The sequence below is a fragment of the Caldimonas sp. genome, assembly GCF_046289365.1.
Classification (GTDB): Bacteria; Pseudomonadota; Gammaproteobacteria; order Burkholderiales; family Burkholderiaceae_C; genus Caldimonas.
This window is the reverse complement of record NZ_JBKBVU010000093.1, coordinates 1-11978: the sequence shown is the minus strand read 5'-3', so window position 1 is coordinate 11978 and position 11978 is coordinate 1. Positions and strand designations below refer to the sequence as shown.

10 protein-coding genes and 1 riboswitch are annotated in these 11978 nt (G+C 68.5%); of the genes, 3 read left to right on the top strand and 7 right to left on the bottom strand.

Annotated elements, in window-relative coordinates; genetic code table 11:
* Positions 1-591: 591 nt before the first annotated feature.
* The 5 genes from cobO to yedA form a co-directional block, all read right to left on the bottom strand.
* Positions 592-1221, bottom strand: a complete 630-nt coding sequence (cobO, locus tag ACK42S_RS10605) for a cob(I)yrinic acid a,c-diamide adenosyltransferase (protein WP_409706819.1) — start codon at positions 1219-1221, stop codon at positions 592-594.
* Between the two features lie 3 nt (positions 1222-1224).
* Positions 1225-2025, bottom strand: a complete 801-nt coding sequence (locus ACK42S_RS10600) for an ABC transporter ATP-binding protein (protein ID WP_409706816.1) — start codon at positions 2023-2025, stop codon at positions 1225-1227.
* Entirely contained in the window at positions 2022-3026 is a 1005-nt protein-coding gene (locus tag ACK42S_RS10595; RefSeq protein WP_409706813.1) for a FecCD family ABC transporter permease, read from the bottom strand. The genes ACK42S_RS10600 and ACK42S_RS10595 overlap by 4 nt, the downstream gene beginning before the upstream one ends.
* Before the next feature lie 20 nt (positions 3027-3046).
* Positions 3047-4888: a TonB-dependent receptor domain-containing protein gene (locus ACK42S_RS10590; protein WP_409706810.1), complete on the bottom strand. Its 1842-nt coding sequence runs from the start codon at positions 4886-4888 to the stop codon at positions 3047-3049.
* Between the two features lie 61 nt (positions 4889-4949).
* Positions 4950-5197: riboswitch (cobalamin riboswitch) on the bottom strand.
* A gap of 18 nt (positions 5198-5215) precedes the next feature.
* Positions 5216-6121 (bottom strand): drug/metabolite exporter YedA, encoded by a 906-nt coding sequence (gene yedA, locus ACK42S_RS10585; protein ID WP_409706807.1) that lies wholly within the window; start codon positions 6119-6121, stop codon positions 5216-5218.
* A gap of 116 nt (positions 6122-6237) precedes the next feature.
* Here yedA and ACK42S_RS10580 point away from each other — a divergent pair, with 116 nt between their 5' ends.
* Both ACK42S_RS10580 and rraA read left to right on the top strand, forming a co-directional pair.
* Complete coding sequence (locus ACK42S_RS10580; protein WP_409706804.1) at positions 6238-6729, top strand: Lrp/AsnC family transcriptional regulator; 492 nt, start codon at positions 6238-6240, stop codon at positions 6727-6729.
* Positions 6726-7223 (top strand): ribonuclease E activity regulator RraA, encoded by a 498-nt coding sequence (rraA, locus tag ACK42S_RS10575; protein WP_409706801.1) that lies wholly within the window; start codon positions 6726-6728, stop codon positions 7221-7223. The genes ACK42S_RS10580 and rraA overlap by 4 nt, the downstream gene beginning before the upstream one ends.
* Positions 7224-7263: 40 nt before the next feature.
* Here rraA and serB read toward each other — a convergent pair whose 3' ends face one another.
* Both serB and mfd read right to left on the bottom strand, forming a co-directional pair.
* The gene (serB, locus tag ACK42S_RS10570) at positions 7264-7965 is read right to left on the bottom strand and encodes a phosphoserine phosphatase SerB (RefSeq protein WP_409706798.1); all 702 of its coding nucleotides are present in this window, start codon (positions 7963-7965) and stop codon (positions 7264-7266) included.
* A 36-nt stretch (positions 7966-8001) separates the two neighbouring features.
* The gene (mfd, locus tag ACK42S_RS10565) at positions 8002-11445 is read right to left on the bottom strand and encodes a transcription-repair coupling factor (protein WP_409706795.1); all 3444 of its coding nucleotides are present in this window, start codon (positions 11443-11445) and stop codon (positions 8002-8004) included.
* 101 nt (positions 11446-11546) lie between these two features.
* Between mfd and ACK42S_RS10560 the strand changes: the two genes are divergently transcribed.
* On the top strand, positions 11547-11978 hold a 432-nt coding region (locus ACK42S_RS10560; protein WP_409706792.1), incomplete at its 3' end, for a 2-C-methyl-D-erythritol 4-phosphate cytidylyltransferase.

Below are 11978 nucleotides of genomic sequence, written 5' to 3'. Positions count from 1 at the left end.
GTCGTAAATCTTGAGCAGCGTTGCCGTCGGCCGGATTGTCGACGTTCTTCCCTATCGTGGGAGGATGGAGCTATGGTGCGTATGGCCTTACTTGCTATTGCGTGTGCCCTTGCGCTCTCTGTAGGAGCAGAGGGCGCGCCATCCCGGAAACGTAATCCTTCCGCCCAAGAACGAGCTCCACAAGCGGTACAGGAACAGGATGAATTCCGGTCATGCGATGTGGCCGTTCGTGATTTCGTCCAGGGGCGAAAGGAAGCAGCGGCCCTTCCGGTCAAAGAGGTTAAGATTGACGGCTTGAGGATGACGTTGAACTTCGTCCATCCGTACGGGGAAAGCGGCGACACGCCTCCCAATCTCACCTTCACACGGGGTGAATCAATCGAAGAGCGCCGTAAGGCATTGAACGAGGCGAAGCAAAAAGCCCGAATGCTGGCGGAAGCTGCTAGAACGGGAAGTGTCTGGTATGTGATCGTCCTAAAACGGGAGGGCGGACCAAGTGATGAGCGCCGTAGTCCGGCCAGCGCGCAGGTGAGCGAGGTCTTGCCTTGGCCCGAGGCGGGGCCGGCGATCAGCAGGGCACGCGTCATCGGCTCACAGCTCAATGCCGCGCTGCGCACGGAAGCCCTGCTGGAAGGCGTGCTTGACCAGGCCCATCTCGGTGACGGTGTGGGCCACCTCGATCAGCTCGGGCGGCGCGGCGCGGCCGGTGAGCACCACGTGTTGCATCGGCGGGCGTCGCTGGAGGTCGGCAATCACCTGCTGCACGTCGAGGTAGCGGTACTTCAGCGCGATGTTGATCTCGTCCAGCACGATCAGGCCCAGGGTGTCGTCGGCCAGCATCTCGCGCGCCAGGGCCCAGGCGGCCTGGGCCTTGACCACGTCGCGCTCGCGGTCCTGGGTGTTCCAGGTGTAGCCCTCGCCCATGGCGTGGAAGCGCACTTCCTCGGGAAAGCGGCGGAAGAAGAGTTCCTCGCCGGTAGGCATCGCGCCCTTGATGAACTGCACCACGCCCACCTTCATGCCGTGGCCCAGGGCGCGGGCCACCATGCCGAAGGCGCTGGAGCTTTTGCCCTTGCCGTTACCGGTGTGCACGAGGATGAGGCCACCCTCGCCCTGGGCGGCTTCGATCTTGGCATCGACGATGGCTTTCTTGCGCTGCATGCGCTCGCGGTGGCGTTCGTTCAGCCCAGGGTCGGCGTCAGAGGAGGTGGCGTCGGTCATGGTTCACACAGGCATGGAGGCCTTGGCCGCCGGCAGGAAGTGGCGCAGGCCGTCCACGTCGAGGGCGCGCATGGGGCAGCCATAGGCTTCACTCAGGCGGGCTTCGGTGAGCACCTCGGCCAGCGGGCCGGCCAGCAGCCGGGGCTGGCCGTCGGCGCCGGGGGGCATAAAGAGCAGGGCGTGGGTGCAGCAGCGCTGCGCCAGGTTCACGTCGTGCAGCGACAGCAGCACCGCACGGTCGGCCAGGCCGGCCAGCAGGCGGCACACGGCCAATTGGTGGGGCACGTCGAGGTGGGCGGTGGGTTCGTCCAGCAACACCAGCGGCGTGGCCTGGGCCAGTGCGGCGGCAATGGCCACGCGCTGGCGTTCGCCGCCTGAGAGGCTGCGCACGTCCTGCCCGGCCAGGTGGGCCACGTCCAGGGCGGCGAGCTGTTCGCGGGCGATGCGTTCGTCGTCGGGGGCCAGCCAGCCGAAACGGCCGGCGTAGGGCTGGCGGGCGGCCAGCACCACGTCGAGCGCCGTGAGCGCAAACACGTCCTGGTGGTGTTGCGGGCACCAGGCGCGCAGCCGGGCCAGGGCCCGGGTGGGGATGTGAGGCAGGGGTTGACCGTCGATGTAGACCTCGCCGCTGGCCGGGTCGAGCAGGCCGGCCAGGGTGCGCAGCAGGGTGGTCTTGCCGCAGCCGTTGGGGCCCAGGAAGGCCCAGCGTTCGCCGCGCTGCACACGCAGGCTCAGACCTTTCACGAGGGTACGCTGGCCGGCGCGCACCGTGAGCTGGTGGCTGGCCAGCAGATCGGCGCTCATCCCGCCCTCCCATTGCGCAGCAGCAGCCACAGGAAGCTGGGCACGCCGATGAAGGCGGTGAGCACGCCCACGGGCAGTTGCATGGGGGCCAGCACGGTGCGAGCCAGGGTGTCGGCCAGCACCAGGAAGGCGCCGCCGGCCAGGGCGCAGGCGGGCAGCAGCACGCGCTGGTCATTGCCCACGAGCAGGCGCAGCGCGTGTGGCACCACCAGGCCCACGAAGCCGATGCTGCCCGCCACGGTGATGGCCAGGCCGGCGGCCACCGAGGCCAGCAGCACCACGCACAGGCGCAAGCGCCGCACGTTCACGCCCAGCGCATAGGCCGGGCCGTCGCCCAGCAGCATGAGGTTGAGGTCGCGCGCCAGCACGAGGGCCAGGGCCAGCAGCACGGCAGCGCCGGCCAGCGGCAGGCCCCAGCGGTCGGCGCCGTTGAGGTCGCCCAGCAGCCAGAAGATCATGCCGCGCAGCTGTGCCTCGGGCGCGATCGACAGGATGAAGGCCACGATGGCGCCAAAACCCGCGCCCACGATCACGCCCACCAGCAGCAGCTGCACGCTGGCGCGCGTGCTGTCGGCCTGGCGGCGGAAAGCCCGCGCGCCCAACAGGAAGACCAGCGCCGTGGCCACCAGCGCACCGATGGCCGCGCCCAGGTTGACCCAGGCCCAGGTGGCCCCCGCCCACAGCGCCAGCAGCGCGCCCACCGAGGCCCCGCTGGAGATGCCCAGCACATACGGGTCGGCCAGCGGGTTGCGCAGCAGGGTTTGCAGCAGCGCGCCGGCCAGCGCCAGCAGGGCGCCGCAGGCCAGGGCCGACAGCGCGCGCGGCAGGCGCAGATTCAGCACGATGTCCGCCCCGATGCCCTCGAGCCGGCCGGCCACGGCCGCCAGCACCTCGGCTGCGTCCAGCCGCTGGCTGCCCAGCCCCAGAGCGAGCATCAAGGCGAGGGCCACCCCGCCCAGCAGCACGGCATAGAACAGGGGCAGCGAGCGGACGAAGCGCATGGGCCTTCAGGCGCAGTGGCTCAGCGCGGCGACCAGCGCAGGCCGACGAACACCATGCGTCCGCCGGTGGCGTAGGTACGGGCCACCGCGTAGTCCTTGTCGCCCAGGTTGTCCACGCGGGCCAGCACGGTCCAGTCCTGCGCCAGGGTGCGGCTGGCATGCAGGCTCACGAGCCCGTAGCCGCCCAGGCGCACGGTGTTGGCCGCGTTGTCGAAGCGCTCACCGACCAGCTTCAGGTCGGCGCCCACGGTCCAGTCGCCGAGCGTGGCATCGGCGCCCAGTTGCGCATGGCGGCGGGCGCGGCGGGCCAGGAGGCGGTCGGTGTCGGCATTGAGCGGTTTCTGGAAGTCGACCGAGCCCCACAGGTTGACGGCGCCCAGGCGGTGCGCGCCCGAGAGGGTCACGCCTTTCAGGATCGCCTTGCCGGCGTTTTCGTAGCAGCCGAAGCTGCTGGCGCAGGGGCCGGGGGCACCGAAGTTGATGAGGTCCGTCACCTCGTTGCGGAAGACCACCACGCCGAACTGGCTGTTGCCCTGCGCGTAGCGCAGGCCGGCTTCCAGGTTGCGCGAGGACTCCGGCTTCAGGTCGGCCACGCCGTACTGGCTGAAGCGCTGGTAGAGCGTGGGGGCGCGGAAGGCCGTGCCCGCTGCAACGGTGGCCCGCCAGCCGGGTGCGAATGCGTAAGCATAGGAGGCGGCCCCTGTGGTCTTGCCTCCAAACTCGCTGTCGTCGTCGTGGCGGGCATTGAGCTGCACCGTGTGGCCGCGATCGCTCCAGCCGTAACCCAAGGCCAGCGCGTTTTGCGAGCGCGAGGCGTCCAGGGCCGGTGGGCCGGAGTTCTCCAGGCTGTCTTTGCGGCGCTCCAAAGCCGCGGTCAGGCGATGTGCGCCGATGCGGTATTCGTGATGCCACAGATAGCTGTCGACCTTGGTGTCGGTGAGATACGGCGAGGGGCGGGTGCGGTAACGGTCGCGCCCTTGGTTGGCGCTCAAGCGCATTCGATAGGCTGGCGACCACTGCGCCGACCATGTCAAGCCCAGGGTTTGAACGTCATACAAGGCACGGTCGTCGGCCGTGCTGGCAAAGCCGTCGTATTGGGAGTCGAGGTCGTTGACCAGCGCCGAGGCTTCCAGGCGATGCCCTTGGGCCACGGCCCAGCCCAGGCGGGCAGAGGCGGAGGTGCGTTCGTAGCCGTCGCGGTCGGCGAAGCCCACGCCCGGGCGGGTGTCGAAACCCTTGCTGTCTTCATGCCCTACGCTCAGGGCATAGTCGAGGGCACCGCTCTTGCCGTGCACGCCGATGTCGGCCTTGCGCGTACGGTGACTGCCCAAGCCTAGGCCAATGCTCGGCGTGGCAGGACCCTCGCCCTTGCGCGTGAAGATCTGCACCACGCCGGAGATGGCGTCCGATCCGTAAACGGCGGCGGCCGGTCCGCGCAGAATTTCGATGCGCTCGATCTGTTCCACCGGCAAGGCGTTCCAGCTGGCGCCCCCCGTGGACTGAGAATCGACGCGCACGCCGTCGATGAACACGGCCGTGAAGCGGTTGTCGCCGCCGCGCAAGAACAAGCTGGTATTGGCCGCCGGCCCGCCATTGCGCGAGAACTCCACGCCCGGCGTGCGCGAGAGCAGGTCCGCCACCGTGGTGGCGCCGCTGCGTTCGATGGTGTCTCGCTCGATCACGGACATGTCTGCGAGCACCTCGTCGAGCCTTTGCTCGACGCGCGTGGCCGTGACGATGACGGTGTCCAGTGTAGGGGCCTGCGCCAGCAGCGTTTGGGCAGCGGCAGCCAGCGGCGCAAGTGCGCAAGAAGGCGCAAGAATCCATCGCGCGCTGCGACGGAGGGGTCGGGCAAGAGACATGGTTGAAACGGCAATGATCGTTCCAGCCCACTTCCCCGCAGGCCAGAACCCATCGAGCGCGCGCACGCGCTCCCCTGTTGGCCGGTATCCGGGCTGACAGATCCACACCGATCACCTTCCCAGCCGCGACCCGAAGGACTCGGCCAGTGGTTGAGGATCGGCGCTGAGCGCACCCGAAGGCGTGCCCGTCTGCTTACCGTTGCGGGGGCAGCGCAGGTTGGCGTGCCGGCGGGGCCGACGGCGCTTCCTGCTTCCCGTTTAACTGCCCGGCGGGACCGCCGGGCGAGCACCAACATGGGGAATTGTAGTACGACGGATGCTGCGTCTTCATCGACGCCGCGCTGCCGTGCCGCGCAGCATCAGCACCACGCCGCCGAGCACGATGCCGGCGGCCAGCCACTCGGGGCCGGTGATGTGCTCGCCGGCCACCGTCACGCCCAGCACCATCGCGATCACCGGGTTGACGAAGGTGTAGCTCGATGCCAGCGCGGCGCTCGTGTTCGCCAGCAAGTACATGTAGGCGTTGAAGGCGATCAGCGAGCCGAACACCACCAGGTAGAACCACGCGCCCACCGCCAGCGGCTCGGGCGGCCAGGCGGGCGACTCGCCGGCGGCCCAGGCCAGCGCCATCAGCACCAGCCCGCCGCAGATCATCTCGCTGGCGAAACCCATCGCGCCCGGGGCCATCGGCAGGCTGCGCTGGCTGAGCACGCTGCCCAGCGACCAGGTGAGGCAGGCGATCGCAATCGCCGCCAGCCCCGCGGGGGAGGCCTGGAAGCCGGCGCCCTGGGTGAGCATCAGCACGCCGGCCAGGCCCACGGCGATGCCGGCCATCTCCAGGCGAGCGGGCACGACACGCCACAGCAGGTTGAGGGCCGCGATCATCAGTGGCACCACCGCGATGAAGGCCACCACCAGGCCCGAGCCCACGGTCTGCTCGGCATAGGCCGTGCCGCCCATGCCACCGCCCAGCATCAGGGTGCCCACCACCAGGGCGTTGCGCCATTGGCGCGCGTTGGGCCAGGCCACGCCGCGCCAGCGCATCCAGGCGGCCAGCACCACGCCGGCAAACAGAAAGCGGGTGCCCATCTGGAAAAAAGGCGGGAAGCTGATCAGCGCATACTTGATGGCCAGGTAGGTGGAGCCCCAGACCAGCCAGGTGGCCGCAAGGCAGAGCATCACCGTCGGGCTGAGCGCGGGGGCGGAGGGCAGCGAAGAGGTGGCGGTGGACATGAGCGTGTTGTCGTCAGGTGTTGAGCCGCTATGCTAGAAAAGCTCGAAGTGCCGATGAAGACGAATTCAACGGAGATGAAGTCGATCTGCCGTGAATCTCAAAGAAGGAAGCCGCCTTGACTTTGAACCTGGAGCTGGACCCTCACGACACCCGTATCCTGGCCGAATTGCAGGCCGATGCCCGCCTGTCGATGGCCGAGCTGGGCCGGCGCGTGCACTTGAGTCAGCCGGCCGTGACCGAGCGCGTGCGTAAGCTGGAATCGGCCGGCGTCATCACCGGCTACCACGCCAGCGTGAACCTCGCCAAGCTGGGCTACGGCATCCGCGCCATCGTGCGGGTGGGGCGGGCCGAATACGCTCGGGTGGTGAAGCTCATCCAGCACACGCCTGAGGTCATCAATGCCTACAACGTGACCGGCGAGGACAGCTGGATCCTGGAAATCGCGGTGATCGACGTCGCCCACCTCGATGCGGTGGTGACGAAATTCTGCTTGCTCACGGAAACTTCCACCTCCATCATCCTCAACGCGGCGCGCGAGCACCAGCCCATGCTGCCGGCCCGGCCCGAGGACGTCAAACCGCCCATCAAGAAGATCGACAACGCATGAACTTCGAGACCTTCTCCACCTGCGATCTGTGCGACGAGCACAAGGCCGACACCGACGGCGCCTTCCGCGTGTTGCCGCCCGTGTTCCACAGCTACGGCGGCAAGGCCCGCTTTGCCGGCCCGGTGCGCACGGTGAAGTGCTATGAGGACAACACCGAGGTGAAAGCCTTGCTGGAAGGACCGGGCCACGGCCAGGTGCTGGTGGTGGACGGCGGCGCCTCGCTGGCCCGCGCGCTGGTGGGCGGCAACATCGCCGCCGCGGCGGCGAAGAACGGCTGGGCCGGTGTGGTGGTGAACGGCTGCGTGCGCGACCTGGCTGAGATTCGCACATGCGACGTCGGTATCCGTGCCCTGGGCCTCAACCCCATGCCTACCGAACGCCGCCACCAGGGCCAGCGCGATGTGCCGGTGCAAGTGCAGGGCGTGTGGGTGCGTCCGGGCGAATGGTTGTTCGCCGACGAAGACGGCATCGTGGTGATGCCGGCACGAGGCTGACATTCAGCCCGCACGGACCAACCGATGCGGGCTTGGCGCTTCAATGCAGCACGTCCAGCAAGCGATCCAGACCGCCAAGGTTGATCGCCACCATCGCCTGCTCGCGCACCTTGGGCTTGGCGTGGTAAGCCACGCTCAGACCGGCGGCGGCCATCATCAGGAGGTCGTTGGCGCCGTCGCCCACGGCGATGGCTTGTGAGGGCGGGCAGCCCAGGCGTTGGCACAGGGCCAGGAGCTGGCGCTTCTTTTCTTCGCCGTCCACGATGTCGCCCACCACTCGACCGGTGAGCCGGCCGTTCTCGATTTCCAGCACGTTCGAATGGGCGTGGTCCAGCCCCAAGCGCTCGCGCACGCGGTCGGCGAAGAAGGTGAAGCCGCCCGACACGAGCAGGGTGCGCAAGCCCGCGGCGCGGCAGGCGGCGATGAGTTCGGCCGCACCCGGGTTCAGGCGCAGGCGCTGGGTGTAGACCTCCATCAGCGCGTCTTCGGGCACCCCTTTGAGCAGCGCCACACGGCGGCGCAGGCTGTCCTTGAAGTCGGTGATCTCGCCGCGCATCGCGGCTTCGGTGATGGCGGCCACTTCGGCCTTCTTGCCCACGGCGTCGGCGATCTCGTCGATGCACTCGATGTTGATCAGCGTGGAATCCATGTCGAAGGCGATGGCCTTGTAGTCAGCCAGGCGCAGCGGCGGGGTGAAGCCGCGGATGACGAGCCCGGGGGCGTATTCGATGAAGGTGGTCATGGCAGGAGAAGGGGAGGGCAGTCTCTTGCGTCGGGCTCAGGCCGGGGTTGCCACCGGCGCGCCCAGCGAGCGCAGCACGTCGCGGATGAACTGGGCGCGATCCTTGGGTTCGGGCAGGGCCTTGTCAATGCGCAGCTTGTCGTTGCCGGCCAGCTTGATGTGGCGGTTCTTCTGCACCAGCTCGATGATGCGCATTGCATCGATGGGCGGGTTGGGGCGGAAGGTGATGCTCATGCCCGTGGGCGCAGCGTCGATCTTGAGCACGCCGTAGGGCTTGGCCAGTACACGCAGGCGGTGCACGTCGAAGAGGGTCTGGCCCTGCGGGGGCAGTTTGCCGAAGCGGTCGGTGATCTCTTCGAGCAGGGTGTCGATCTGGTCGGTCTTCTCGGTGGTGGCCAGGCGCTTGTAGAGGTTCAGGCGCACATGCACGTCGCCGCAGTAGCTCTCGGGCAGCAGCGCAGGGGCGTGCAGGTTGATCTCGGTGGTGACGTTCAGCGGCGAGAGCAGGTCGGGCTCGCGGCCGGCCTTCAGGTCGCGCACGGCCTGCGCCAGCATGTCGTTGTAGAGCTGGAAGCCCACTTCCTGCATGTTGCCGCTCTGGCTGTCGCCCAGCACCTCGCCGGCGCCCCGGATCTCCAGGTCGTGCATGGCGAGATAGAAGCCCGAGCCCAGCTCCTCCATGCTCTGGATGGCTTCCAGCCGTTGCGCAGCCTGCTTGGTCAGGCCTTCGACATCGGGCACCAACAGGTAAGCATAGGCCTGGTGGTGCGAGCGGCCGACACGGCCGCGCAACTGGTGCAACTGGGCCAGGCCGAATTTGTCGGCACGGCTGATGACGATGGTGTTGGCCGTGGGCACGTCGATGCCGGTCTCGATGATGGTCGAGCACAGCAGCACGTTGTAGCGCTGGGCCACGAAGTCGCGCATCACGCGCTCCAGCTCGCGCTCGTGCATTTGGCCGTGGGCCACGGCGATGCGGGCCTCGGGCAGCAGCTCGGCCAGTTTCTCGCGGCGGTTCTGAATGGTCTCGACCTCGTTGTGCAGGAAGTAGACCTGCCCGCCGCGCTTGAGCTCGCGCAACACGGCCTCTCGGATCACGCCACTGCTTTCGTTGCGCACGAAGGTCTTGATGGCCAGGCGCCGCTGCGGCGCGGTGGCAATCACCGACAGGTCGCGCAGGCCCTCCAGCGCCATGCCCAGCGTGCGCGGGATGGGCGTGGCGGTGAGCGTGAGCACGTCCACCTCCGCGCGCAGGGCTTTGATGGCCTCCTTGTGGCGCACGCCGAAGCGGTGCTCCTCGTCGATGATGAGCAGGCCCAGGCGGGCGAATTTCACGTCGGGCGAGAGCAGCTTGTGGGTGCCCACGACGATGTCCACCGTGCCGTCGGCCAGTCCGTCGAGGGCCTGGCGCACTTCCTTGCCGGTGCGAAAGCGCGAAAGTTCGGCGATTTTGACCGGCCACTGCGCAAAGCGGTCACAAAGCGTCTGGTAGTGCTGCTCGGCCAGCAGGGTGGTGGGCGCCAACAGCGCCACCTGCTTGCCACCCGTCACCGCCACGAAGGCCGCGCGCAGGGCCACCTCGGTCTTGCCGAAGCCCACGTCGCCGCACACCAGGCGGTCCATGGGGCGCGGGCTCACCATGTCTTGGATCACGGCGTGGATGGCGGCGTTCTGGTCGGGGGTTTCCTCAAAGCCGAAGCTGGCGGCGAAGGCCTCGTAATCGTGCGGCGAAAAGCGGAAGGCATGGCCTTCGCGCGCGGCGCGGCGGGCGTACAGGTTCAGCAGCTCGGCCGCCGTGTCGCGCACCTGCTCGGCCGCTTTGCGCTTGGCTTTCTCCCACTGGCCCGAGCCCAGGCGGTGCAGCGGCGCCTCGTCGGAGCTCACACCGGTGTAGCGGCTGATGAGGTGGAGCTGCGACACCGGCACGTAGAGCGTGGCCTTGTCGGCATACTCCAGGTGCAGGAATTCGCTCGGACCATCGCCCAAGTCGATGTTCAGCAAGCCCTGATACCGGCCGATGCCATGGTTGGCATGCACCACCGGGTCGCCCACTTTCAGCTCCGACAGGTCCTTGATCAGTGCATCGACGTTGCTGACCTGCTCCTGCTTGCGCCGGCGGCGTGCCGTGGGCGCCACCGCGAAGAGCTCGGTCTCGGTGACGAACTGGATGGCCGGGGCGGGCTCGGGGCGCGCCCAGTGAAAGCCACCGGCCAGCGGGGCCACGGTGATCGCGAAGTGGGCCTCACCGGCCTCGAAGGCGGCCAGCGAATCGATCGTGGGCGGCTCGATCCTGTTGTCGCGCAGCAGCTCCAGCAGGCTTTCGCGGCGGCCGGGCGATTCGGCCACGATCAGCACGCGGTGCGGCGTGGTGCCCACATGCACCTGTAGCCGCTTCAGCGGCTCGGGGGCGCCGCGTTCGGCCGAGAGGTCGGGCAGGGGGCGGGCCCAGTCCACCGGCTCGTGGCCGCGCAGCGCGAGCTGGGCATGGGCATTGGCCAGGCTGAAGAAGTCCTCGGGGCGCAGGAAGAGGTCTTCGGGCGGCAGCAGCGGGCGTTCGGGGTCGTGCTGCAAAAAGCGATGGCGCTCGCGGGTGTCGCTCCAGAAGCGCTTCAGGGCTTCGTCGATCTCGCCATGCAGGGCCAGGACGGCGGCCTCGCCCAGGTATTGGAAGATTGTGGACGTCTCGTCGAAGAACAACGGCAGGTAGTACTCGATGCCGGCGGTGGCGATGCCGTTGCCGATGTCCTTGTAGACCCGCGCCTTGCTCGGGTCGCCCTCGATGCGCTCGCGCCAACGGGCGCGGAACTTCGCGCGGGCCTCCTCGTCCATCGGGAACTCGCGCCCGGGCAGCAGGCGTACCTCGGGCACAGGGTAGAGGCTGCGCTGGCTGTCGGGGTCGAAGGTGCGGATGGAATCGACCTCGTCGCCGAAGAGGTCCACGCGGTAGGGCACCGGCGAGCCCATGGGAAAGAGGTCGATCAGCCCGCCGCGCACGGCATATTCGCCCGGCGAGACCACCTGGCTGACATGGGTGTAGCCGGCCAGGGTCAGCTGGGCCTTCAGCGAGGCTTCGTCGAGCTTTTCCTTCTGCTTGAAGTGGAAGGTATAGGCCGCCAGGAACGACGGCGGCGCCAGGCGCACCAAGGCCGTGGAGGCCGGCAGCAGCACCACGTCCACGTCCTTGCGCAGCACGCGCCATAGCGTGGCCAGGCGCTCGGAGATGAGGTCCTGGTGAGGCGAGAAGGTGTCGTAGGGCAGGGTCTCCCAGTCGGGGAACACCGCACAGCGCAAGGCCGGGTCGAAGAAGGCGATCTCGTCGTGCAGCCGCTGGGCATCGGCGGGTTCGGCGGTGATGACGGCCGTCAGGCGTCCGGCCTGAGTCTGTTCACGGGCGAAACGCGCGAGCAGCAAGGCATCGGCCGAACCCGGCGGCCGGGGCAGGGTGTAGCGCTTGCCGGGGGACAGGGACGGGATCTGCATGAGAGGCGGCCTGGCAAAAGCAAATCGCCCCGAAAGGGCGCTCCCCCGGGGCGAACGGATGCCCGGATTATAGAATCCGCTTCCCCATAGCCCGGCCTTTCATGCAGATCTCCTTCGAGGCTCCCCGCTGCTATGCGCTGGTTCCCTGCGCAGGGATAGGTGCCCGCGCCGGGGCCGCCGGCCCCAAGCAATATGAGCTCGTGGCCGGGCGCAGCGTGGTGGCGCACACGCTGGCGGCCCTGGCCGCCGTACCGAGGCTGGCCGGCACCCTGGTGGTGTTGGCCCCCGACGACACGCAGTTCGAGCAGGCGGCTCCAGGTTATCCGGGCTGGGTGGCCCGCGTGGGCGGGCCCAGCCGGGCGGCGTCGGTGGCAGCCGGCCTGGTCGCGCTGCGCATGAAGGGCGAGACGGTGACCGAGCTCGCCGCGGCGGCTGCGCTCCATGAACCGCTCGAGCCCGGCGGTCTCGCCGGTGGCGATCGCGTCGGCGAGCCCCACCGTCATCGAGGTGCTGGCGACCATGGTCTTGGAGAT